Raw genomic sequence first — 24,805 nt, 5'->3', positions numbered from 1 at the left:
TTGTTGGTACAATCGCTTTTTTTAGAAAAATCCATATTTATCCACCAAGTTATGCACATTGTCCACAGTTTTTGGGTAGAAAGCTGTGTTTAACTATCCCCTGAATGAGGATTTTAAAAAACACAGATATAGCAAGCATTTTGTAACTTGCCCACATTTTTCAGGGGATATGTGGATAACTTTGTTAACATCTTGACAAAACCACCTCTAAGATGCATGCCATTGTAAAACCCATTATTAGCCAAACTTCCAGTGTTGATTGTCGACTGGAGCTGTTCCGGTATAGCAAAAAGACCGTATAGCGCAGAACGTGTATCTCTGCCTGTACGGTCTTGTTTGATGTGACTCCATATCTCTTCGTATAACTCTGCTCATTCGGTATGGCTGTTGAAGCGTAGGCTTAGCCGATCGATGCAGTTGACCACTTTTCCAGCGATAACGACGGATCGCCTTTAATGCGCAGATCGGAGAACTCCCCTGTTTTCCATTTTAAATAAGCTGCGGCACCGATCATGGCTGCATTATCTGTGCAGTATTCAAATGGTGGGATCAGTAGCTCAATGCCTTCACGCTCACAGCGTTCGGTTAATGTACGACGTAGCCCTTTGTTCACAGCTACTCCACCGCATAATAGCAGTTGACGTACATCATAGGCTTTTACCGCACGGATTGCCTTTTCGACCAGCACCTCTACGACGGATTCCTGAAAACCACGTGCAATCTCAGCAGTCATCGGCTCCTCGCCGCGCATCTTCTTCTGGTTGACCACGTTTAACACCGCCGACTTCAATCCGCTCAGACTGAAATCATAGGAATCTGGCTCCAGCCATGCACGCGGCAGCTCTACCGCTGACTCGGCTTCCATCGCCAGTCGATCAACATAGGGACCACCGGGATAAGGGAAGCCCAGTGCGCGAGCCACCTTATCATATGCTTCACCTACTGCATCATCGCGGGTACTGCCGATCAGACGAAATTGTCCCTCTCGCTCCAGCAATACCAGCTCGGTATGTCCACCCGATACGACCAGCGCCAATGCAGGATAGACAATGTCAGCAGTCAGATTATTTGCATAAATATGCCCGGCAATATGATGCGTACCGATTAGCGGCTTATCCAGTGCAAAGGCGACACTTTTCGCTGCCATAATGCCGACGAGTAGTGCGCCCACTAGGCCAGGCCCTTCTGTCACTGCAACAGCGGATACATCATCCAGTGTCAGCCCGGATTGCTCGACCGCCTGCTCAATCATTAACGTAATCGTCTCCACATGCTTGCGTGAAGCCACCTCGGGGACAACGCCACCGAATGCCTTGTGCGTCTCGATCTGACTGGAGACTAGATTGGACAGCACATGCTTCCCATTTTGTACAATCGCAACCGAGGTTTCGTCACAGCTTGTCTCGATCGCAAGTATATTACACACCGATTCCCGGTGCTCCTGATGCATCATCTATCGTTCACGCTTCCTTCCCGTTTCCCGACTCCCCATCGACAGGGAGCTCGCACCACATAATCAGTGCGTCTTCATTATTATCCGAATAATACGCTTTACGTACGCCTGCACCCGTAAAGCCTAGCTTGCGATACAGGCTTTGTGCAAGCTCATTGGTCACCCGTACTTCTAATGTCATACGAATCATACCAAGCTCCATTGCCCATTCCATCATGCGCACGAGTAGCAGCTCTCCCAGCCCTCTACCACGATAGGCTTCACGAACCGCAATATTCGTCACATGCGCTTCATCCATAATCGTCCACATGCCTGCATAGCCAACAATGTAGCCGTTCAGCTCTAACACCATATATTTAGCAAAATGGTTCATGATGAGCTCGTTGCGAAACGCTTCCTCTGTCCATGGAAGGGTAAACGCCTCATGCTCAATTTCAATAATTGCAGGTAGATCGTCCAGACTCATCTGGCGAAGAACCGGATGTTCTTCCCCCTGCTCTGATAACATGGCCACGTCGGCACGTCCTTTCATCAGGAATGACGCAGCAGGTTGGCTTCTGCCTCCGATAGCTGCGTATAGTTCGGCAATAAGGTATGCGCAGGTTCACTTTGCCCTGACAGCAATGCTGCGGCTCCGACGCTCCCTGCATCTTCTGCTTCCAGACTGCAAGCCAGAAGCTGTACACGATCTCCAGCCAGCTCCACAAGCTTCGCCACACGTTGTTCATGCAGCGCCGTATCACCGACAATATATACGTTGGCAGGACGCTCCTGCTCAGCCAGTACACGATAGCGCTCGATTAGCTGATCCACCCAATCGTCCATCAATACAATCCGATCAGCCTCTACACAATGAGGTACGCCTTCACCCTCTGTTGTAAATAGACCCGTATACACCTGACCTCGACGTGCATCCATCAGCGGTACAATCCAGCTTTGCGTTGTTGCTGCGGATACGCTCTGTTCAGTCTGCTGCTGATTAGCATCTGCTGTCGCCTGATTAGATAGCTCATCTGCTCCGCTAGCAGATGTGTTGATTAATGTGTTCGCATCCTTTTTCTCTCCATTACCAGTTGCCTGAAGATAACCACTCAGCGCCAGCGCTGCCAGACTGGAGAAGCCTGCAACAGGTAGCTGTAGTGTCCACGCCAGCGTCTTCGCGGTGGTTACAGCAATTCGAATCCCTGTATAGGAGCCGGGGCCAACGCCGACTGCGATTCCATCCAGCTCGCGGCGCGATACAGATGCCGCCTCCAGCATACGGGCGATGCTGTCCAATAAGCCTACCGAATGGTTACGATCGGCATTACTACTTTCGGCTGCCAGTACCTTCTGCCCTTCCATGACCGCAACTACCTGGGCGGCTGTCGATGTATCCAAAACTAAAAACCGCTTGCGCGGCTGTTCGTTCATTTCACTCATGAATTGTCATTGACTCCATTCTGTTTTAACTCGGCGCACCATTGTCCATATGGATCGCCGTATCCCTCGCACAGGATTGTGCGGCTATCGTCTGCGTTCACCGTAATCCGCAACGATAATCGTTGCTCTGGTAGCAGGTCTTCGATCCGACTGGACCATTCAACCAGCGTTGCTCCCTGCCCGAAAAAGTATTCATCCAGACCGAGCTCAGCTGCTTCATCCTCACTAATCCGGTACACATCCATATGGTAAAAGGGTATTCGACCCTCATACTCCTTAATAATGGTAAAGGTCGGGCTATTGACCATACCCGCCACACCCAGATGCTTAGCAAATGCCTTGGAAAAATGCGTTTTCCCTGCACCCAGATCGCCATCGAGTGTGATCATCGTGCCCGGAAACGCACGACTCGCCAAAAAGGCTGCCAGTCGCTCGGTATCCTCCAGACTGCGGCTCGTAAAGCTTGCCACCTGCTGAGGCAATGATTGTGCCATGTTATCCTCCATCATGCAGCACGATCACATCAATGATCGGTGCATCGTGTTTATTCATTCTTTTTCCAGTATACCACATTCGGCGGTGACTTCAGCCCTCTCCTGCATTTTTACAGCAGTGGGGAGAGCATACGGGATAAGGTTTCCATCGTCTTCTGCGTGCGTGGACGACGGATGAACTCGTGGTAATTAATCTTCTCACTTTCCTGCAAATCACGGCGAAAATCATCCATCAATCGCTCAATCGTCTCCTGCTCGAACAGCACCGCAGATAGCTCGAAATTACTGTAAAAGCTGCGCATATCCATATTTGCGGTTCCTACTGAGGCGAGCAGATCGTCGATGATCACAATTTTGGCATGCACAAAGCCCTTCGCGTATTGATGCACACGTACACCGACACGCATCAGCTCCTCCAGATAAGAAAGGGAAGCGTATTGTACAATCTGAGAGTCCGATATTTTAGGGATAATAATATCGACCTCTACGCCACTGACTGCCGCTGTTTTCAGTGCAGCATAGATGCTCTGATCTGGAATAAAATAGGGCGTCGTAATACAAATACGGCGCTTCGCCACCGCAAGCGCGCTAAAGCACATTTCCTGAATCGCATTCCAGTTACGGTCCGGCCCACTCGCAACGATAAGCGCTCGTTCACTGCCTGCACATTGATGAACTGGAAAATAGATCGAATCGGTAATCCGCTGACCGGAAGCAAACTCCCAGTCCTCCAAAAATACAATTTGCAAAAAGTACACGGTATCGCCGCGCACCTGTAGATGTGTATCACGCCAGTATCCAAGCTTCGGATCATGACCGAGATAATCGTCACCCACATTCAAGCCGCCGATAAAGCCAATCTCGCCATCGATGACCAGTATTTTGCGGTGGTTGCGGTAATTGACCTCACGCTGGATAAACGATGTGAATGGCGGCAGGAAAAAGTAAAACTCAATCCCTGCCTCCTTTAGCTCACGGACAAAGCGATCCTTCAAATGATAACTACCAAGTCCGTCACACATCATACGTACCTTGACCCCAGCCTGTGCCTTGCGTATAAGAATATCGGTGAACTTCCGACCAATCGTATCCTCGCGGAAAATGTAAAACTGAATATGAATATGATGCTGCGCCTGCTCCAATGCCTGTAGCATTGCGGCATAGGTCGCTTCCCCATCGGTCAGCACTTCAATTTCGCTGCATGAGGTGATCGGATTCTCAGTCAAATGGGATAATAGCGAAAACAGTCTGCTTTGCGTCTGAAATTCGGGATTGCCCATATTGTCCGCTGACTGAATAACAGCTGCCTGACTCCATAATCGACTGCGTACCTCGCGAAACAGGATCGTTCCTTTTTTACGAATCGTGCGCCGACTGCGGTAATTGCGCGCCACAAAATAGTAGATGATAAAGCCTAGAAATGGCACACAGTACGAAATGAACAACCAGGCTACTGCCTTGGTGGGCGAACGGAACTCCAGCAGCAGTATAATGCCACACTGGCTAATAAACAGAATACATAACAATAACAACCAGACCATGCTCAGGGTTCCTTCCTTTCTTACGTTAACCTGTTCGATCGATAGGATCTCTATGCCAACAATATCATATCAGAAATGCTGCTGAATCGGAGGGTTATTTGGCAATAGCTTATCATTAACATATAACCAACTTGGCAAGCTTGTGATACAGGGGGTGGGATTTGTATTGTTTGAGCGTTGGAATGAAATTGCAGATTCATGTTTTGGAGGGGTACCACTCCGGGAAGGAATAAGGGGACGGACTCCGGTCTCGCACAGGAATCTACGGAGTAGGAGAGAATTGTAGATTCCCGTGCTCAAAAGCTGTAAGATATTTTGCTTCGCAAAAATCACTTTCTATTGAACCCCGTGTTAGAAAATCGCTAACACGGTAAGTCATCCTTTCCCCTTATTTCCTTCCCTTCGTTCCGTGCTATTTTCAAACATAAGTATTCATACACACACCATTCTGGTTGTTGTATGTATAAGTTGCAATGAAAAAAGCATCAGCTCCCATTTAAGGGAAGGCTGATGCTTTTGGAATGATATTTTTCATTTAGAATCGCATACACGGTATAGAATAAGCGGTTGACATACTGCTGTGAATGAGCGTTATTGTTGATGTCTAAGCTTATAGCCTATATGTGCAGTTGTTGAATGGTATATCGCTTTTCCTATCGATCACAGTACCAATCTGATACAACCCCAAACCGATATTCATTTCGTAACGGATCGATTATCATGCTATTCCATTCATATCTGGGCTGTGTCAGAGTGCTTCTTCCAATTACTGCTGTACGGTTTCCTCGGTAGGCTGCATGCTGTCTTTTTCCAGCATGATGGATTGGCCTTCAGTGGTTACGGATTGACCGAAGAATTGCTTCAGCCATTTTAGAGCTGGGCGTTCTGTGCCGTTGCTGTTCAGCAGATGTGTGTTTGGCTCCCATGTTTGGTTCTGGATATAGCCCCACAGTGTTACGCCTTTTACAGAAGGGTGATTCCACAGAACTGGGAACTTTTCTTTGTAGCGTGCCAGCTGAGTGGCATCGTCACCGGACATATCCAGCTCGGATACGTAGATTGGCAAGCCTGTGGCACCGAGCTTGTTCAGCACGGTTGTCATGGTGCTTGTGGATACGGTATTCATATTGAAGTGGTGGCATTGGATACCGATACCGTCAATCAAGCCGCGGCTTTTCAAAATGTTAATGATATTCACGTATTGATCTGCCAGCGCTGGATCACCGATTACACCATACTCGTTGATTAATAACTTGGAGTTCGGGAATTGCTGTCTCGCCTGCTGGAAGGACCAGATGATCCAATCCCAGCCTGTCGCACCATCTCCGCCGATCGCGTTGCGGTAAGATGGCTTCGCATGAAGCGGTTCATTCACCACATCGACAAATGCGGATTTGCCATATTTTTGACCTGCAAGCTGAATCCATTGGGTTACCTCAGCTTTCTGTTCGGCTGCGGACAGATTTTTCACCCAGGTAGGCTCCTGACTTCCCCAGACCAATGTATGAAATTTGAACGGATAGCCTTTGCTCTGTGCATAGTTATATGCCATATCTGCCTGGCCCCAGTTCATCGAATTGCGATTGCCTTCAACCGCTCCCCATTTGGTGGAGTTCTCTGGAGTCACCTGATTCCAGTATGTACCGTAGCTGGACGGGACACTGCCGGCAATAATGTTACCTAGAAACTTACTGCCATTCGTGAGACTCGCATAGCTATACTCCGACATGAATGTGGTGCAGAGTACCCCTGTCATCGCTACCGTTCCGACAACTTTCCACAGCTTTGATTTTTTAGACACTTTATTTCCTCCTCTTGGGTATGCTAATAGTGGTTTATCCACTCAGCAATAATTACCAAAATATGAGATAAGCGCTTACATTTGCAATATTAGCATCTCAGTACGCAGATTTCGCTATAAACATAACGACATATGTTGGGCTATTTGATGTTTATCATCGAGGAAATGGGGTTGTGGGATTTTTGTTGTGGATTGGATAATATGGAAGACGGTTTTTCATGGAAGGCGGAGGTAAATTGGGGGTGATGGATTGGAGTTATTTTTCCGGAGCAAAAAGCACTCGATCTGGCTTGTTCGTTTTATAGCATCGTATCTGTAAACATAGACATGTTGGAATTACATGATCAGCGGCGAGGTTGATGGGTACTTTACCGTGAGGACTTGCGAGGCTGAGCTATAAAAATAGTGAAGCATTATCGGCATTTATTGAGGTGCTGAATGATGGGTATTTTATATAATAAAATGAAAAAGCCACTCTATATCACAACGTGAGAGTGACTTGTTATTGAAAAGGTATAGAGGCACATTTTGAGTACATTGACATGATGTGTAGATATCCTAGCAGCTAACGATGAGACGAAACGGAGCGTGAGCGTAGCTTACGGTTTTGAGCACTGAGACGATTGATCCCGTACATAAATAGAACCCAGATGCACAAATACGAGATGAGAAAAGCAAGACGAACCTGCCATAATGGCTGTGTGATCATAACGCTCATCATAAGCGGAATCAGGATTACACCCACGATAATCAGTGTTCTCTTCATCCGATCATTACGCTGAATCACCGAATCGATATCTGAATAAATTTCCGGACGTGATTCAGGCTTATTCGCCTCGTACGGCTTACGCCACAGATACCAGCTATGTTTGCCGTTATTCAAAGGCTCCCAGCCCGCATCCTCGTATAGCATGATATAATCGTCATTCACTTCTGTCTGGTAATCAAACACATAACGAATCGTACGCGGCTCGCCCTTTTGAAAATAAAACCGCATCAGATTCGGCTTCACCTCCATCAGATGCCAGCCCTGCCGCTCCTGCTCCTCCAACCACTCCTCGATCTTCTCCGACTGCCAGATCCACCACCAGCGAAATACGCTTTTAGTGCTGCTCATCATTGATCCCCTCCATTTGCATTGCATTGTGATACTGCTCGCTAATTCGAGCAATCTCCTCGCGCAGTAACTCGCTACCAAGCTCTGTAGCGATATACGACTTACGCCGATTCTCTTCACCTACCACCTTGATCAGACCATCCTTTTCCATTCGGGACAGACTGCCATAGATCGTGCCTGCACCGAGCTTGATTCGTCCCTTGGTCAAGCTCTCCACGTCCTGCATAATGCCGTAGCCGTAACGAACCTTTTGCAACGTTAGTAAAATGTAAAAGGCGGTTTCCGTCATTGGCAAATAGCTTCGTATTTTATCGTTCATCCTGTCACCACTTTCATTCGCCCAACTATATCGTGGCGCGATATAGTGTATAGACTTACTATATCACGACGCGATATAGTTGAACAAGCTATATAGTGATAGATAGGGAATTGAATATTGTAAATGATCGTTGTGATGTAATCGTGAGCAGGTAAGTATATGTAGTATCAAGGTAGTGAAGCATGAGGGTAGTATGAGATGGAGGTAGTACGGATAGAGACAGTATGGATAAAGGTAGTGTGACAACAAAGGAGTACGGCACGAAGATGCTATACATCATAATCACACCAAAAAGCCTTCTGCATAAGAAACAGAAGGCTTTTCATTCATCCGTAACCGACAGCCGCCATCTATATGGACAACTTTATCGTACAGGTGAGCTTTATAACCTTGAACATGGATGACTATTTATTTCAGGATATCTGTGCCTATGCTATCGGGTCAGATGAGATTAGAGGCAATACGTATAGCAGTATGACCTATCTACTCGCTACACAAGGGCTCATATTGTCGTCACATCACCTGCCCAATCATCCCTTATTGATTAGACGACTACGCCATCATGCACGAACATCTCGTTTTGAGAACGAAACCCAGGAAATGAGTGCGAAGAGAACGAAGTATACTGCCATAATGAATAGCGACCAGCCTACAGAGGTTACACCAAAGTTCCCTGTTGGATTGGAGAAATACTGTGTTAGATCGAGATTCGTGAACAGCAAATATTTCGTAATCCAGTAATCCTCCGGTTTTAAAAATGCGCGTAAAAGCCCATTCGTAATGGTGCCGGAAAAATAGAGCAGCATCGATAATGTGATCGCTACAGCTGCGGAGCGGAATAAGGCAGACAGCATAAATGCAAATGTCGCTAAGATCAGCGCACGAATAAAGGAGTAAGCGATCAGCAGCAATAGATTATCTTCTAGTGAAGTTGCTGCCCCATACGGCAAGCTGGTCACGTTGCTCGAAAACAACATATACGATATCGCCAGATTAATCAGGGAGAAGAGCAGCGTTAAAATAAACAGGAAAATGGCCATCGCCAGAAACTTCGAGCATAGAATCTTCCATCGTTGCCATGGACGAATAAGCAATAGCTTGACCGTACCACTCGTAAACTCACTTGCCACCGATTCTGAGGCAACGATGAGCATGAATAGTACCACCAGGAAAAACATCGCAAACGAGTCTTGAAATGCCATCAATGCAGGACTCGGATAATCGCCAAGCTTAAATAACAATAAGAGTGACGGTGACAAAACAAGCAGTAAAATGAGCATGACCCAGTTGGAGATGCGCAGTACAATTTTCAGCATTTCATTCCAGATGAGCTGGATAAAGTTAGTCATAGCGCACACCACCTTCGCGTGTCATCGCCAGGAATTGATCCTCCAGCGTCTGACGCATCGGCACGATGCTATATACGGCAATGCCTTGCTGCACAAGCTGCGCGTTCAAGCGAGCAATATCGGAGCGTGTCGCGCGGGCAACACAGCTAGTACCCTCGATATAACTGCCTGGAATGAGGCCATGTACCTGCTCAGGCTGATCGGTATCAAAACGGACGGTGATGAGCTCCTCCGTAGCGGATGCAACCGATCCTGTAGTCTGTCCGTGCAAATGACGCACATCCACCAATCGACCTCCATTAATGACTGCGACGGTATCACACATCAGCTCCATCTCAGATAGCAGGTGACTGGATACGAAAACAGTCGTTCCCTGCTCACGACTGAGCGCACGCAGATAATCCCGTAGTTCACGAATCCCCTGTGGATCAAGACCATTAGTCGGCTCATCCAGCACGAGCAGCCGTGGACGATGCAGCAATGCCTGTGCAACGCCCAGACGTTGTCTCATCCCGAGCGAATATGTGCTTACCCGATCGCGTACACGGCCGCCAAGTCCGACAAAATCGACTACCTCAGCGATCCGTTCCTTTGTCACGCCCGGTGACATTCGTGCATAATGCATGAGATTCTGATATCCGGTCATATACTTGTACATTTCAGGATTCTCGACGATTGCGCCGACTTTGCTAATCGCTTGTTCAAAATGTGTGCGGATGCTTTGCCCTTCAATGCGAATATCGCCTGAAGTCGGAGACATCAACCCAACGAGCATACGGATGGTCGTCGTCTTGCCTGAGCCGTTCGGTCCTAGAAAGCCAAATACACAGCCTGCTGGTACATCCAGCGTGAGATTATCAATGATCGTCTTTGAGCCTATTTTTTTCGTTACACCGCGAAATTGAACAACAGGCGCTGCAAGATGATCGATCGTGCTACCTGCTGTCGAATGGCTTGCTGTCGTTGCATCTGTACCACCAGCACCAGGCGCCGACTGGACAGATTGCGCTGGCGATCGCTGCTCACCTGCGGTGCGAGTTGCTTCGTTCCCATTCTTTTGCTGCATGGAGGAATGGCCTTCAGGTCTACCATCGGGTAACTGACATAAAGACCGTGGTTGCTTTGCCTGTATCGTCATCATCTAGCCCCTTTCAAATGTGTACTGTAGACTCGTCACAGCAAGAGTACGTATGTACATCAATGGTTTAACTCCTAATTCTCTTGCTACATCGACTGCCTTTCTATTCACCCTTTAGCTAAAACACCACACGATCTAATGGTGCATCACACACAGCAAGCCCTAATGCACGCCGACTACTCTACTCTCCCCTGCTGTAGGCTTCATTCGACCTCTCTCCTATTGCTCTACTACACTGTAGCGCCTTCATTGTAACACACCCTCCCCTTGATACAAAAAAGAACCCGTCCCTACGCAGCAGCTATCCCGATGATAGCCACCGCATAGAGCGGGTTCTAAATTAAATCAGCATTAATAATTAAATTATTAACAATGGCGTTACCAGCACTACTCAAATACTTCAAACAGTGCCAGTAACATCCCCAGGGCTTGCAGTAGATTACGCACCGGAACGTGCCAGTTCACGCATATTAGCCTCAAACGCTGCGAGCAATGCCGCTTCGCCTGTCAGACCTTTTTCGTGAACTTTGCGGATTTGCTCGAGCATCCGTTTGTAGTCTTTCGGAATGACACGAACGAAATCCTTCGATTGGTGTTCCCAATCTTCCAACACACGCTTACCTGCTTCACTACCTGTATAGGCTACATGCTGTTCGATCAAAGCGCGCAGCTCAGCCAGCTCGTCTGCGTCCTCGATATCTTCCAGCAGCACCATTTCCAGATTGCAACGACCAACGAAATCGTGACTTGGATCAAGCACATACGCGATACCGCCCGACATCCCTGCGGCAAAGTTACGTCCAGTCGAGCCGAGTACAACGACACGTCCACCAGTCATATATTCACAGCCGTGGTCACCCACGCCTTCAACAACGACCTTCGCACCGGAGTTACGTACGGCAAAGCGCTCACCAGCGATACCGCTAATATAGGCTTCACCACTTGTTGCTCCATATAGCGCTGTGTTACCGATAATGATATTGTCCTCCGCAGCGAATGTAGCCGCCGCATCAGGCTTCACGATAATTTTACCACCGGACAGACCTTTACCAACATAGTCATTACAGTCACCTTCGACACGAAGTGTAATACCCTTCGGTACGAATGCACCCAGACTTTGTCCAGCCGAGCCCTTGAATGTAAACGAGATCGTATCATCCGGTAGACCCGCCGCACCGTATTTGAGTGTGACTTCACTACCGAGAATCGTACCTACCGCACGGTCGACGTTACAGATATCCAGTTCAGCCTGAACCGCTGTCCCATTTTCGAGTGCAGGAGCTGCGAGTGGCAGCAATTGACGCAGATCGAGCGTTTCTTCCAGCAGATGGTTCTGCTGCTGTACATTGAAGCGCTCGCTGCCTTCTGGAAGCTGTGGCTGGTGCAGCAATACGGACAGATCCAGACCTTTCTTCTTCCAGTGCACATCGGCTGCGGTAGCATCCAGACAATCCAGACGACCAACCATTTCCTTCACAGTACGGAAACCAAGCTCTGCCATAATCTCACGCAGATCCTGTGCTACGAACTTCATAAAGTTCACGACATGCTGAGGATCACCGGTGAAGTTTTTACGCAGCTCTGGATTCTGTGTAGCTACGCCGACTGGACAGGTGTCCATCTGGCAGACACGCATCATAATACAGCCGATCGAAACGAGTGGTGCGGTTGAGAAGCCATACTCCTCCGCGCCAAGCAATGCAGCAACCGCAAGGTCACGACCGCTCAGCATTTTGCCGTCTGTTTCCAGCACGACACGGTCACGCAGATTGTTCATAATGAGCGTTTGCTGCGTTTCCGCCAGTCCAAGCTCCCATGGCAGACCCGCATGACGGATCGAGCCCTGTGGAGATGCACCTGTACCGCCATCATAACCACTCACCAGAATAACATCGGCACGGCCTTTAGCCACACCCGCAGCGATTGTACCTACGCCTACCTCGGATACAAGCTTCACGTTGATACGCGCACGACGGTTCGCATTTTTCAGATCATAGATCAGCTCTGCCAGATCCTCGATCGAATAGATATCGTGATGCGGAGGCGGCGAGATCAAGCCTACGCCCGGTGTAGAGTGACGAACCTCTGCCACCCATGGATATACTTTACGGCCAGGCAACTGTCCACCTTCACCAGGCTTCGCGCCCTGTGCCATTTTAATTTGAATTTCATCTGCATTAACCAGATAGTTCGACGTAACGCCGAAACGACCGGAAGCAACCTGCTTGATCGCACTACGACGAGAATCGCCATTCGCATCTGGAATAAAGCGTGCAGGGTCTTCGCCACCCTCACCGCTGTTACTCTTACCGCCAATACGGTTCATCGCAATCGCCAGGCTCTCATGCGCTTCCTTACTGATGGAGCCAAATGACATAGCGCCTGTTTTGAAGCGTTTCATGATCGATTCAATTGGCTCTACCTCTTCCAGTGGCACCGGAGCACCATTAGGCTTCAGCTTGAGCAGGGAACGCAGTGTCAGATGCTTCTCGTTCTCGCCATCGACCAGCGCAGCGTACTTTTTGTACAGCTTGTAGTCGCCTGTGCGTACCGAATGTTGGAGCAGGTGGATCGTTTGCGGATTGAACATATGCTCTTCTCCGTCATTACGCCACTGGTAATCACCGCCGGAATCCAGCACACGGTCATTACCGTCCTTGTCTGTAAATGCACGATTATGCTGCGTCAGTGCTTCCACCGCTACTTCTTCCAGACCAATCCCACCAATACGAGATGGTGTCCAGGTGAAGTATTGATCGATGAATTCCTGTTTCAGACCTACCGCTTCGAAAATCTGTGCACCACGGTACGATTGGATCGTGGAAATACCCATTTTGGACAGGATTTTTACAACACCTTTGGTCACAGCCTTGATGTAGTTCTTCACGGCTTTGTCATGCGAAATGCCGCGCAGCATACCTTGCTTAATCATATCCTGCATCGTTTCGAATACGAGATATGGATTTACTGCACTGATACCGTAACCGAGCAGCAATGCGAAATGGTGAATATCGCGTGGCTCACCGGATTCCAGCAGCAGACTCACACGGGTACGTGTACCCTGACGGATCAAGTGGTGATGCAGACAGGCAACCGCCAGCAAAGCTGGAATGGCTGCATTTTCCTTATCCATACCACGGTCGGACAGGATGAGGAAATTGTGACCTTTGGCGATAACACGGTCTGCCGCTTCGCACAGGTTCACCAGTGCAGCTTGCAATCCCTCTGCACCTTTTGCTGCTTCAAAGAAGATCGGAATGGTCATTGCCTTAAAGCCCGGACGACGTACGTGACGAACCTTAGCAAATTCCTCGTTTGATAAAATCGGTGTATTCAAAATAATCTGACGACAGCTCTCTGGCTGTGGATCAAGCAGGTTGCCCTCCGGTCCGAGCGATGTTGCCGTCGAAGTAACAATCTCCTCACGAATCGCATCGATTGGCGGATTGGTTACCTGTGCAAATAGCTGTTTAAAGTAGTTATACAAACGTTGCGGCTGCTCAGACAATACAGCCAGTGGTGCATCGTAGCCCATAGAAGCAAGTGCTTCTGCACCTGTCGATGCCATCGGCTCGATAACCTTACGCAGCTCTTCAAACGTATAACCAAATGCCAGCTGTAGCTGCTGCACATTATCGTGATCTGGCTGAATCGCTTCTGGCGCTTCGGGAACATCCTCCAGATTCACGAGATGCTCTTCCAGCCATTCTGCATACGGATGCTCAGAAGCGATCTGTTCCTTGATCTCTTCGTCGGAAATAATGCGACCTTCCTGCGTATCGATCAGCAGCATACGACCTGGACGCAGACGATCCTTATATAGTACATTTTCCGGTGCAATATCGAGTACGCCGACTTCGGAGGACAGAATAATACGGTCATCCTTCGTTACATAATAACGTGCCGGACGCAGTCCATTACGATCCAGAATCGCGCCAATCTGGATCCCATCGGTGAACGCCATTGCGGCAGGGCCATCCCATGGTTCCATCAGGCAGCTATGGTATTGGTAAAATGCTTTTTTCTTCTCATCCATCGTATCGTGGTTACTCCACGGCTCGGGTACCATCATCATCGCCACATGTGGCAGGGAGCGTCCATTCAGGTACAGGAATTCAAGCGTGTTATCAAACATCGCTGTATCCGACCCATCTGGATTAATGACCGGACGAACCTTATCCAGATCACTACCAAATACATCGCTCTCAAACAGAGATTGACGTGCATGCATCCAGTTCACATTACCACGCATCGTATTGATCTCACCATTGTGGATCATAAAGCGATACGGGTGGGCACGATCCCAGCTTGGGAAAGTGTTCGTACTGAAGCGGGAGTGAACAAGTGCCATTGCCGATTCAAACGCATCATCGCGCAGATCAAGATAGAATTCGCCTACCTGGATCGTCGTGAGCATGCCTTTGTATACGACCTTACGACAGGACAGACTTGGTACGTAAAACGTTTCGCCACCCGCTGCTTCCGCATAACGAATCTGACGCTCTGCTACTCTGCGAATCACATATAGCTTGCGTTCAAAAGCAAGCTCATCTGCATTACGCAGCCCTTCCCCACGACCGATAAAAAATTGACGTACGACAGGCTTTGCCGCCTTTGCGGATTTGCCCAGTGTGCTATCATCTGTCGGCACGGTACGAGCACCGAGGAAAACTTGACCTTCCTGCTCAACAATGTCCTTCAGCAGCGCTTCATGACGCTCACGAAGTTCCTCGTCACGGGACAGGAACACCATCGCTACACCATACTGACCTTTTTCAGGGAGTTCAAATCCATTAGCTTTGGCTTCCTTTACAAAGAAGGAATGCGGAATCTGTACCATAATGCCGGCTCCGTCACCGGAATTCGGTTCGCTTCCCTGGCCGCCGCGATGCTCCATGTTTTCGAGCATGGTCAGTGCTTGACTGACAATCTGGTGACTAGGTATGCCTTTGATATGCGCGGTAAATCCCATACCGCAAGCATCTTTTTCAAACTGCGGGTCATAAAGACCCTGCTTCGGAGGTAAACCTGTAATGTTCATAATACGCAACCTTTCTATTATGAAGTGACTGTCAAGAGATGAGCCAGAGGACGGCCGGACGAAGATACATGCTTCTAAGGGTAGGGTATACAAAACAGACTGCTCATTCCATACAGTATCATCTACAATATTTGTACATATTGTACAGGACGGTGACGGAAGCAGCCTATGTTTGGATATAGGTTAGAAGTAACAGGCGAAGAATAAATATCCACTTTGATGAGATTCAAGCAACTTATTTAGCTATGTGATATTGCTGTAACCTTCGTTAGTTTTATACATTTTAACACTGACCTTACATGATGGCAATTCAAACTTTTTATATATGCGATAAATTATTATTTTGCGTCAAAGCATTAGTGTGATAACGCAACGCATTACATATAGTGTATGATTATACATTAAAATTAATAAATAATTCAATAGGTTAATGTAGCTTACCGTACAGCATTCATCCAAATGGAGCAAATCAAACTAGCCTCTATATCCAAAACAAAAACGGACAGCCCTGTACAGGACTGTCCGTTGCTGTATAAACTAAGCTCAAAATAAATGACGCACAAATGCATAGCGTGTGCTTACAGCTCGACGCTTTCGCCTACTTTTAATGCGGTTCCCTTGATGCCCTTCGCTTCCAGTGCAGCAACGAATGCATCGCCATCCTGCTCGATCGGCGGGAATGTATTATAGTGTACCGGAATGATGTGCTTTGCTTGCACCCATTCAGCCGCGTACAGTGCATCCTCAGGTCCCATTGTGAAAAAGTCACCGATTGGCAATGCCGCCACGTCGATGCTATTCATTTCACCGATCAGCTTCATATCCCCGAATAATGCAGTATCGCCTGCATGATACAGCGTTTTGCCACCCATTGTTAGCAAAATGCCTGCTGGCTCGCCAAGGTATACATTTTGTCCGTCCAGCTCATTGGATGAGGAATGGAATGCCAGTGTGTATTTTACCTTGAAGCCATCGAATTGCTTGGAGCCGCCCAGGTTCATACCGACTGTGTCTGCCGCGCCCTTGGCTGCTGCATATTGCGCCAGCTCCACAACTGCGATCACCGGGCAATTATTATTTTGTGCAATCTCTACCGTATCGCCAAAATGGTCACCGTGTCCGTGTGTCAAAATGACCGCGTCCACTTGAATATCTTTTACATCAACATCGACCTGCGGATTGCCGGACAGAAAAGGATCGATAATCACCTTTTTACCGCCTTCTTCCACAAGCAGACAGGATTGTCCATAGTACGTAATCTTCATCGTTAAAGCACCTCCGCAATAAAATGAATGGTGTAGCCACCGTTTATTTTATCACCAAAATCGATAGATTTGTAACTTTGCAGGTGCCAGGTTGCTTATCACTACGTCAATTGCGCAAATTCGAACATAGCTGAAATGACTGGCTATAGCAGAATCGAGGCTGAACGGTTGACTATAAAGATCGCCTTCAACGCTGTTAGCTTCATGCTCGGTAGACCATCTACTTGCACCAGCACTATCTGTATATGCGCCTAGCATAGTTATCTCAGAGAGCCTGCATACGCGTAGTTTCGAATTCCAGCGCTATCTGTATATATGTGCGACCAGCATAGCGATCTATAAGAACATTCGACTAGCTCCTACACTTGTTAAATAACGATATTATTTGTAAAACGTATGGTGTCCAATTTTCTTCACGACCGTCTGTGAATTTGGAATCGCAAAATCAGTCGCCAGTGATAGCGACACAAAATAATACGTATTATCCGGTACTTCCTTGCGTCCCTGTAATGCTTCACGGACAGCTTTAACCGAGTCGGCATTAGGCGTCACGCGCTCAAAGCGACCATTGGATACAGGTGAAAATTGATATTTTTGATACAGTACACCTTTAATCGTGTCGGGGAAATTAGCGGACCGTAGCCGGTTTAAGACAACATTGGCAACTGCCACTTTGCCTTCGTACGGTTCACCTTCAGCTTCTGCCATAACAATTCGTTCCAGCATCAGCCGTTCTTTATCTGACAATGCGTAGGTCCAGGTTGCCTGAGCATGGTTATCCTGAGAAAGCAGCTTTGTCCGAGTAAAGTATAGTTTAGTGGGGGTGGTATTGCCGATCGCTGCATCTGCCGTGACCGCTGCGGCTTTATTAGCCTTCGCTTGTGCGGCTTGTGTGCGCTGTTGTTTGGCTGTTGCAGCCTGTTGCTGCTTAGCCAGTGTAGCTTTGTTCGCTTTTGCCTGTTGAATCAGGTTACGTGTATGCTTCTCATTCCAGTCCATAAACGTACCTTCCGTACTGCTCCTGTCTTTTTGTGCATACGAAACAACACCTGCCGGCTGCGCACCCCACGCGGGCAGCTTAGTAAAGGATTGACTGTGTGTCGTATGTTGATTAGCCATCCAAAACGGAAGGCACATTACAAATATAAAAAGCACGCCGAGCAGAGGCGTAATCCACTGATTGCGTCTAATAAACTCCATGTTTTTCCTCCAATAACGTTGGCATACTCCAGTTCCTATGTAATCGTTAGACCTTCCATTTGAATACACCAACATCCAAATTTTGAATCATAAGCACATTACATGAGTGCTCGGACACACCCCGTATCCGAAAAAAGAGCCAACTTGATAATCGATATCCGATCAACGGATACCCGGACAATCATGACTGTCCGTGATGTAAAATTCGTATCGTTTCCCCTAAAAGAACACTGCCTTTTGCAGCACGAAGTATATTATTATAGTTCCATTGCTTTTGTCAAATTGACAAAAACAAGTTTTTAGAGTAGCTCGTCTCCTGTAAGCGGAAAACAACCTGCTAACTCATACATAGGAATCTGCTCCATTCGAGTGCAATACAAAGCGACCTGATCCACCTGCCAGGCAGCTGTCTGTCGCTGTAGCTCCTCCATTGCAGGGGCTTGAAACGGCTCTGTTCCAGCATATTTTCGAGCGACTGTAATATGTGGATGATACGGTCGATTCTCCGCCTTGTAGCCGATGGCTTCACAGGCATGTACAATATCCTGCTGTAAGGCGCTGAGTGCTGAACGATCACCCTCCGGGTCAATCCACCATACACGCGGACGCTCTGGCAGACCAAAGTACCCTGCGTCACCTAACTGTAGCTGAAATGGTGAATGTGCTGCTACTGCGGCTGCAAGCGTCTGTGACAGCTCAGGCAATCGCGCACGATCCACATCCCCATAAAATTGGAGTGTAATATGAAAGTCAGCTGCGGCTGTCCATTTGCGAAATGTATAGTGCTGCTGCATCCAAAGACTCCATGCTGCCAGGCGCTCCTGCGCCTCCTCTTTTACAGCAATCGCAGCAAATACGCGCTCTTGATCAATACCGGTTGCCACCTTCGACACTCCTTTCAACACAGCTCATCATTGTTATTCGTCAGCCCTGCTGCTAATTAGCAAGCACATGAAGCTACGCTAACCTCGGGTTGATTGATGTAATTCTATATTATCCGAACACACGTTCTTGACGAATGCAAATAGTATACACCAATCTGACGCGAAGTGCAAAGTTTAACCAGAGCCCAAAATGGTTTAATACAAGCCCAAATTGGTGTAATCCATTCTGTTTGGTTCGGTTAGCCAAATTTGATATCATTTAAAGGGTAGCCGATTGTACGTACGGTTAGACGCATGAATCGATAACGTTCCTAATACGAGGAGGAGATTGTCCGATGTCCAAGATCGTTTTCCTGCAACATTTGAGCGAAAAACAAAAGCAGCAAATTGAGGCAGCCGCTCCCCATGATGAGATTGTCGCTATTCCTGTTAAGGAAGCAACCGAGCAGGATCTGGCAGATGCTGAGATCATTGTCGGCTGGTCACGAAAATTTCAAGATTTTATTTTATCACCGGATTGTGCGGTGAAATGGGTGCAGGCCTGGTCTGCTGGAGTCGATAAAATGCCACTGACAGAGCTGGAGCAAAAGCAAGTGCTGCTCACCAGCGCGAACGGGGTGCATACGATTCCGATTTCCGAGCAAATCTTTGCCTATATGCTAGCGTTCAGCCGCAATCTGCATCAAGCGATTCGCAATCAGAGTCGGGCGCGCTGGGATGAGAGCGGGCGCTTTGGCGAGCTTCACGGCAAAACGATCGCGATCGTCGGTGCAGGTAATATCGGTATCGGTACGGCTCGTCTGGCTCGTGCATTTGGCATGAAGACGGTTGGTGTACGCCGTTCCGGTCAGCCGCTCGATGAATTTGATACGATGTATAGCATGGAGCAGCTGGACGAAGCACTTGGGGTTGCCGATGTAGTGGTGAATATTTTGCCACTGACAGAGCAGACACGGGGTTTATTTGATCAAGGACGATTTGCTGCGATGAAGCCAGAAGCGCTATTTATTAACGTTGGACGTGGTACGACAGTGCGTACCGACGATCTAGTAGCTGCCTTGCAGAACGGTACGATTGCTGGTGCAGGTCTGGACGTATTCGATCCTGAGCCATTGCCAGAGGATCATCCACTCTGGTCGATGGAGCAGGTTATGATTACCCCTCATATTGCAGGTAGTAATGAGCATTATACCGACCGTGTGCTGGATATTTTCCTGACTAACCTGAAGGCTTATCAGCAGGGGGAGAAACTGCCGGTTAATCTGGTGGATTATTCCAGTGGGTATTAAGCGATCAATGAACTTTTATCCCTTGCTGCATAGCTGCATCCAGAGTGGATAGCGATGGCAGAATACAATAGGAATATAAAAAAGGCTCAATTCCTTTATATGGAAGAGAGCCTTTTTTTATTCACTTTTTTGTTTAAATGAAGTAAAGGAATAGCTAAGCGATCGAACTAATTCCGCGATATTGTATTCCTTTTCACTGAAATAGATCATCTAGCACAAAAGTAAATCTCTTTTGTTAGATTGCTCGCTATGACAGCTAGGAGAAGCTTCTGCTTGCTCTCACCATCTGGCCTGGGAGAAAGATAGACTAGTGCTTTATCGTTCCATTCGCAGAAATTAAAGCAGCTGGATCACCATTCATCCTGCTGCATAAATATGACTCGTCAGTACGATTCACTTCTAATAGTAGATACCCGGTTAAAAAGCACTGTGTTAACCCTAGCTTCTCGTAAAAATTCGATAGCTGGACATCACAAATTTGCTACTGTAGCCATATAAAAACAGTTCATTCTAACTGTCCGGGCTTGCATATATTCGCAAATCTTTTCTGTTCCATTATTACTTTGTCTACTCCACTATTACGAATGAAGCATGATGCGATATCTGCTCTATTCATAAAGCGACGGCATCGCCGATAACCATCTGGCAGCATGCTCGTATACATACATGCGCTCATCGTAGCGATCCAATGGACAGATCAAAAGTAACTCATCTGCATCATATTCCTTCAATAATTGTTGCATCCGCTCTGGCAATGTATCCGGTCCACCTACAATCGGCTCAGGCATTTCTTCACCAATAGCGGCGAGTCCAGCCGGCGATTGCTTCCATTTAAGATACAGCTCCTGTGCTTGCTGCTCCGTTGCAGCGGCGATCACCTTCGTCGCCAGTATCACCCTTGCTTCCGTTTGAGATGGGGTGGACTGGAACTGTTCTCGATACTGCACAATCGAAGCTTGTCCATCGCTTGCACTCATAAAGTGACCAAACACATAGCCTGCACTATGCTCGGCTGCCAGCGTTGCGCTTTTCCGATTCGTACCCAGTAGCCACAGCTGCGGTGAATACTTGGCGACAGGACGTGCGATTACAGGCGCTCCTTCTACAGTATAGCGATCATCCAGTAAGCTGCGCAGATCACGTACACGCTCTGGCATCTCGGCAACATGCGCCAGATAATTACCGCTTAGTCCAATGGTGGCATGCGCTGAGCCACCTGGCGCTCGGCCAATACCAAGATCGATACGATCCGGGTACAATGCAGACAACATACGAAACGTCTCAGCCACCTTCATCGCACTATAATGCGGCAACAGCACGGCTCCCGAGCCAAGCCGAATCGATGAAGTACGTACACCGATATGTGCAATTAGCACTTCCGGTGCTGTACAGGCAAGCTGTGTCATATCGTGATGCTCTGATAGCCAGAAGCGATGATAGCCCCACTGCTCCGCTGCAATCGCCAGCTGCACGGAACGCTCCAGCGCCTCCTCTGCCGAAGCCTGTTCTAATAGCGGCGACATATCCAGTATGCCCAGCGGAATGGGCTGATGATGATTCATGCTGCTTCCTCCTTCCGCTGCCGGTCCACCTTCAATCCACATCATAGATCGAGCCGACCTTCAGACCGTACAGCTCGTTATAAATTTTCTCAGCAAAGGCATCCGTCATCCCCGCGATATAATCAATGATCATTCGTTCCCATGTCCATACCGGATGGTCGCTTGCCTGATCCTGCTGGAATCGTTGTAACCAATCAGAGGGCATAATCGCCATGGAGGTTTCCTGATCGATAAAGGCTTTCCATAGACGGCGAATAATCCATTCACTGCGTTTTTGCAGACGCTGTACGCGTAGATCGCGAATCATCGTCACCCAGGCAAAGCTTTTCAATACGCTTACCGTACGTAGCATATCGTCATCCTCACGACCATGGCTAACGAACGTAATCTTTTTCCAATCGGCTTCATTAATTACGCCAAGCTGGCTTACAAAATGATTTACCCAGTATGCCTTGACCTCACGCCGGGTACGCGAATAATCATTCCCACAGGTCGGCAGCTTCTCGCGCCATACACGCAGGTAGGCAGTAAGCACCTCTTCTACCTTCAAGGCGATCCCATCATATTCCCAGTCCTTCCAGAACCAGTCCTCCAGCGTCATAATTTTCTCAATAATCAGCTTATGAATATGCGGGTCATTCATAAAGTGCTCATGCACTTCAATCTTGCCTGCCTTGATGCCATCCTCCAGGTCATGTGCGGAATAAGCGATATCATCACACAGATCCATTAGCTGTGCTTCCAGCGTTGTTTTGCCATCTGGAATGCCCCAGCGATGACGGATATCGCGAATATATTGCCACTCACGCTCATATAGTCCCTTTTTATTATCTATACCTGAATACGGATACTTATTGATACCTAGTAGCACAGCATCGCATAGATTCAAGCCATCCAGATTCTCGCGCTTTTCCAAAAACATAATCAGACGGAAATTATGAGCATTGCCTTCAAAATGCTCATACTTCGCACGCATCTCTCCATGGATACGCTCATACTCCTGCTCGGTCACCGATTTGCCGCGTAGCGCCTCCGTCGTTTTACTGGCAATCCAATCATCCAGAATGCTTGCCAGCACCTCTTCCCCTTTATGACCGAAAGGCGGATGACCAAAATCATGCGCGATTGAGGCACATTCCACCACTTCGGGGTGGATGATCAAGCCCGGACTGTCCGCCTGCTCCTCTCGAATCTCGGGATGGCGAGTCAGTAGACTTTTCGCTGCCTGCCGAGCGATCTGAGCAACCTCCAGCGAATGTGTCAGACGTGTACGATAATAATCGCCTGTTCCCGCACCGAATACCTGCGATTTCCCCTGCAAACGGCGAAAGGTTGGCGAATGAATGAGTCGTGAATAGTCACGTTCATAGGCTTCACGCGAAGCCTCATGCTTATCTTCAGCATATTGACGATGCTCTCGCAGCGTCTTGAGTTGTGCAAATTTGTCCATGGCATTGTTCTCCTGTCAGTTCGGCATCCTATTTGTTCATAGTTGGAGTGATTATACACGCTTTTTGCATTGGCGAAAAGATCAATAAGCAAATCCGTCGCTAGATGGGATGTGTAAGCCTTCTCTTTTTAATAATGAAAGCGATGGAATGGAGCGCGAAGGATCGCACGGTACATAAAGACATCATTCCGTAGCTTACTCGTAATCCATCTCTTTGGCGCACCTGCCTTCAAGAGATGGCTGACGCTTAAAATGTATCATGGACTAGCTGAAGCTAGTCGAGCATGCAGACTCATATTGTATTGAACATAATAGCCCTTTTCGTGCATGAAGTGCGTTGTAGTTTGGCGTCTATATTTGAGCCTATATTATAGAAGAAAAAAATCCGGACCCATAGGCCCGGATGCTAGAAAATGATCGTATAGGAGCAAATTGACTCGGCAACGAAATGCTCTTGGAGCCGTCTAGCCGGGTACTATAATAGCAGAACATCAGACTATATGTGCTTGCTTCGCCATGATTGTAATGTTACAATATCCTGCTAGCCAGCCATTGCACCATCCGCCCATGATAGCGAATATCAGCGATTTTTCAGCTTCGGATCGAAGGTGTCGCGAAGTCCGTCACCCATCAGATTGAAGCCCAGCGAGGTGAGCAGAATACATACACCCGGGAAAATAACTGTCCATGGTGCCGTCTGGATAAATTGACGTGAATCGGACAGCATTTTACCCCATTCTGGCTCTGGCGGCTGTGCACCCAGACCAAGGAAGCCCAGACCTGCTGCTTCGATAATAGCTGTCGCGACGCCCAGCGTACCCTGTACAATAAGCGGCGTTAGACTGTTCGGTAAAATATGCCGGAACAGCAAACGCGCGTCTCGCACACCGATTGCCCGTGCTGCGGTAATAAACTCCTCCTGCCGTAATGACAATACACGCGCCCTTACAAGCCTACCGTACGTCGGTATATTGACGATCGCAATCGCATACAGTGCATTTTGCAGCGATGGTCCAAGAATGGCGACAATCGCAATCGCGAGTAGAATACCCGGAAAAGCGAGCAAAATATCAAAGACGCGCGAGATAATCATATCGACCCATTTGCCATAAAAGCCAGCTACGATTCCAAGCAGCGTACCGATCACAATCGAGCCGATTACCGACAAAAAGCCGACCCATAAGGAGATGCGTGCGCCATAGATCGTACGGGTGAAAATATCCCGTCCCAGATCGTCTGTTCCGAACCAGTGCTTGGCGGATGGAGGCTGAAGCCGATCTGCCAGCACCTGTGCGGTATACTCGTATCGGGTAATCCACGGCGCGATCAATGCAAGGACAATAAACAATAGTACGATGATCAGCCCAACTACAGCGGTACGGTTGCGCATAAAGAGGCGAATACCGTCGCGCCATGGGCCAGAGCGAACCATTTTGGCAGGTCTGTCTGATCCTGTACCCAGCGAAGCCTGTGTCATGGA

General features: G+C 48.1%; 18 protein-coding genes. 1 reads left to right on the top strand and 17 read right to left on the bottom strand.

Annotation, left to right across the window (positions count from 1 at the left end):
• Positions 1-400: 400 nt before the first annotated feature.
• The 14 genes from tsaD to thpR form a co-directional block, all read right to left on the bottom strand.
• Positions 401-1,453, bottom strand: coding sequence for a tRNA (adenosine(37)-N6)-threonylcarbamoyltransferase complex transferase subunit TsaD (gene tsaD, locus IEX62_RS01200; RefSeq protein WP_188773580.1), 1,053 nt, complete (start codon positions 1,451-1,453; stop codon positions 401-403).
• Between the two features lie 7 nt (positions 1,454-1,460).
• Complete coding sequence (rimI, locus tag IEX62_RS01195; RefSeq protein WP_229685586.1) at positions 1,461-1,961, bottom strand: ribosomal protein S18-alanine N-acetyltransferase; 501 nt, start codon at positions 1,959-1,961, stop codon at positions 1,461-1,463.
• Positions 1,962-1,984: 23 nt separating this feature from the next.
• Positions 1,985-2,875 (bottom strand): tRNA (adenosine(37)-N6)-threonylcarbamoyltransferase complex dimerization subunit type 1 TsaB, encoded by an 891-nt coding sequence (tsaB, locus tag IEX62_RS01190; RefSeq protein WP_229685545.1) that lies wholly within the window; start codon positions 2,873-2,875, stop codon positions 1,985-1,987.
• The gene (gene tsaE, locus IEX62_RS01185) at positions 2,872-3,369 is read right to left on the bottom strand and encodes a tRNA (adenosine(37)-N6)-threonylcarbamoyltransferase complex ATPase subunit type 1 TsaE (RefSeq protein WP_229685544.1); all 498 of its coding nucleotides are present in this window, start codon (positions 3,367-3,369) and stop codon (positions 2,872-2,874) included. Before tsaE ends, tsaB begins: the two co-directional genes overlap by 4 nt.
• Positions 3,370-3,479: 110 nt before the next feature.
• A complete protein-coding gene (gene cls / locus IEX62_RS01180; protein WP_188773579.1) occupies positions 3,480-4,910 on the bottom strand; it encodes a cardiolipin synthase in 1,431 nt (476 codons plus the stop codon).
• Positions 4,911-5,676: 766 nt separating this feature from the next.
• Complete coding sequence (locus IEX62_RS01175; RefSeq protein ID WP_188774017.1) at positions 5,677-6,666, bottom strand: endo-1,4-beta-xylanase; 990 nt, start codon at positions 6,664-6,666, stop codon at positions 5,677-5,679.
• 610 nt (positions 6,667-7,276) lie between these two features.
• Positions 7,277-7,831, bottom strand: a complete 555-nt coding sequence (locus tag IEX62_RS01170) for a DUF2812 domain-containing protein (protein WP_188773578.1) — start codon at positions 7,829-7,831, stop codon at positions 7,277-7,279.
• A complete protein-coding gene (locus IEX62_RS01165) occupies positions 7,815-8,147 on the bottom strand; it encodes a PadR family transcriptional regulator (protein ID WP_188773577.1) in 333 nt (110 codons plus the stop codon). The genes IEX62_RS01170 and IEX62_RS01165 overlap by 17 nt, the downstream gene beginning before the upstream one ends.
• Positions 8,148-8,707: 560 nt before the next feature.
• Entirely contained in the window at positions 8,708-9,496 is a 789-nt protein-coding gene (locus tag IEX62_RS01160) for an ABC transporter permease (RefSeq protein WP_188773576.1), read from the bottom strand.
• Positions 9,489-10,562, bottom strand: a complete 1,074-nt coding sequence (locus tag IEX62_RS01155; protein ID WP_188773575.1) for an ABC transporter ATP-binding protein — start codon at positions 10,560-10,562, stop codon at positions 9,489-9,491. Before IEX62_RS01155 ends, IEX62_RS01160 begins: the two co-directional genes overlap by 8 nt.
• A gap of 511 nt (positions 10,563-11,073) precedes the next feature.
• Complete coding sequence (gene gltB, locus IEX62_RS01150; protein WP_188773574.1) at positions 11,074-15,675, bottom strand: glutamate synthase large subunit; 4,602 nt, start codon at positions 15,673-15,675, stop codon at positions 11,074-11,076.
• Between the two features lie 578 nt (positions 15,676-16,253).
• A complete protein-coding gene (locus tag IEX62_RS01145) occupies positions 16,254-16,940 on the bottom strand; it encodes a metal-dependent hydrolase (protein WP_188773573.1) in 687 nt (228 codons plus the stop codon).
• Positions 16,941-17,321: 381 nt separating this feature from the next.
• Entirely contained in the window at positions 17,322-18,140 is an 819-nt protein-coding gene (locus IEX62_RS01140; RefSeq protein WP_188773572.1) for a cell wall hydrolase, read from the bottom strand.
• Between the two features lie 299 nt (positions 18,141-18,439).
• Positions 18,440-19,024 (bottom strand): RNA 2',3'-cyclic phosphodiesterase, encoded by a 585-nt coding sequence (gene thpR, locus IEX62_RS01135; RefSeq protein WP_188773571.1) that lies wholly within the window; start codon positions 19,022-19,024, stop codon positions 18,440-18,442.
• A 335-nt stretch (positions 19,025-19,359) separates the two neighbouring features.
• Between thpR and IEX62_RS01130 the strand changes: the two genes are divergently transcribed.
• Positions 19,360-20,313 (top strand): D-2-hydroxyacid dehydrogenase, encoded by a 954-nt coding sequence (locus IEX62_RS01130; protein WP_188773570.1) that lies wholly within the window; start codon positions 19,360-19,362, stop codon positions 20,311-20,313.
• 608 nt (positions 20,314-20,921) lie between these two features.
• Here the strand turns inward: IEX62_RS01130 and IEX62_RS01125 are convergent.
• From IEX62_RS01125 to nikC, 3 genes are all read right to left on the bottom strand, one after another.
• A complete protein-coding gene (locus tag IEX62_RS01125) occupies positions 20,922-21,875 on the bottom strand; it encodes an MsnO8 family LLM class oxidoreductase (protein WP_188773569.1) in 954 nt (317 codons plus the stop codon).
• Positions 21,876-21,906: 31 nt separating this feature from the next.
• Complete coding sequence (locus IEX62_RS01120; protein WP_188773568.1) at positions 21,907-23,325, bottom strand: deoxyguanosinetriphosphate triphosphohydrolase family protein; 1,419 nt, start codon at positions 23,323-23,325, stop codon at positions 21,907-21,909.
• A gap of 580 nt (positions 23,326-23,905) precedes the next feature.
• Positions 23,906-24,802 carry a nickel transporter permease gene (nikC, locus tag IEX62_RS01115; RefSeq protein ID WP_188773567.1) on the bottom strand — a complete coding sequence of 299 codons (897 nt, stop codon included), beginning with the start codon at positions 24,800-24,802 and terminating at the stop codon, positions 23,906-23,908.
• Positions 24,803-24,805: the final 3 nt, after the last annotated feature.

Origin of the sequence: Paenibacillus hunanensis (assembly GCF_014645615.1) — a bacterium.
In the GTDB taxonomy this organism is placed as follows: Bacteria; Bacillota; Bacilli; order Paenibacillales; family Paenibacillaceae; genus Saccharibacillus; species Saccharibacillus hunanensis.
The sequence above is the reverse complement of the archived record's forward strand: the minus strand, read 5'-3'. Positions and strand labels throughout refer to the sequence as shown.

What these genes read in the sequence shown, in the direction of transcription:
- cls (WP_188773579.1), bottom strand. Translation starts at nt 4,910, where the DNA reads ATGGTCTGGTTGTTATTGTTATGTATTCTGTTTATTAGCCAGTGTGGC.
- tsaB (WP_229685545.1), bottom strand. Translation starts at nt 2,875, where the DNA reads ATGAGTGAAATGAACGAACAGCCGCGCAAGCGGTTTTTAGTTTTGGAT.
- IEX62_RS01130 (WP_188773570.1), top strand. Translation starts at nt 19,360, where the DNA reads ATGTCCAAGATCGTTTTCCTGCAACATTTGAGCGAAAAACAAAAGCAG.
- gltB (WP_188773574.1), bottom strand. Translation starts at nt 15,675, where the DNA reads ATGAACATTACAGGTTTACCTCCGAAGCAGGGTCTTTATGACCCGCAG.
- IEX62_RS01140 (WP_188773572.1), bottom strand. Translation starts at nt 18,140, where the DNA reads ATGGAGTTTATTAGACGCAATCAGTGGATTACGCCTCTGCTCGGCGTG.
- IEX62_RS01160 (WP_188773576.1), bottom strand. Translation starts at nt 9,496, where the DNA reads ATGACTAACTTTATCCAGCTCATCTGGAATGAAATGCTGAAAATTGTA.
- IEX62_RS01120 (WP_188773568.1), bottom strand. Translation starts at nt 23,325, where the DNA reads ATGGACAAATTTGCACAACTCAAGACGCTGCGAGAGCATCGTCAATAT.
- tsaD (WP_188773580.1), bottom strand. Translation starts at nt 1,453, where the DNA reads ATGATGCATCAGGAGCACCGGGAATCGGTGTGTAATATACTTGCGATC.
- IEX62_RS01155 (WP_188773575.1), bottom strand. Translation starts at nt 10,562, where the DNA reads ATGCAGCAAAAGAATGGGAACGAAGCAACTCGCACCGCAGGTGAGCAG.
- tsaE (WP_229685544.1), bottom strand. Translation starts at nt 3,369, where the DNA reads ATGGCACAATCATTGCCTCAGCAGGTGGCAAGCTTTACGAGCCGCAGT.
- rimI (WP_229685586.1), bottom strand. Translation starts at nt 1,961, where the DNA reads ATGTTATCAGAGCAGGGGGAAGAACATCCGGTTCTTCGCCAGATGAGT.
- IEX62_RS01175 (WP_188774017.1), bottom strand. Translation starts at nt 6,666, where the DNA reads ATGACAGGGGTACTCTGCACCACATTCATGTCGGAGTATAGCTATGCG.
- IEX62_RS01165 (WP_188773577.1), bottom strand. Translation starts at nt 8,147, where the DNA reads ATGAACGATAAAATACGAAGCTATTTGCCAATGACGGAAACCGCCTTT.
- IEX62_RS01145 (WP_188773573.1), bottom strand. Translation starts at nt 16,940, where the DNA reads ATGAAGATTACGTACTATGGACAATCCTGTCTGCTTGTGGAAGAAGGC.
- IEX62_RS01125 (WP_188773569.1), bottom strand. Translation starts at nt 21,875, where the DNA reads ATGAATCATCATCAGCCCATTCCGCTGGGCATACTGGATATGTCGCCG.
- IEX62_RS01170 (WP_188773578.1), bottom strand. Translation starts at nt 7,831, where the DNA reads ATGATGAGCAGCACTAAAAGCGTATTTCGCTGGTGGTGGATCTGGCAG.
- nikC (WP_188773567.1), bottom strand. Translation starts at nt 24,802, where the DNA reads ATGACACAGGCTTCGCTGGGTACAGGATCAGACAGACCTGCCAAAATG.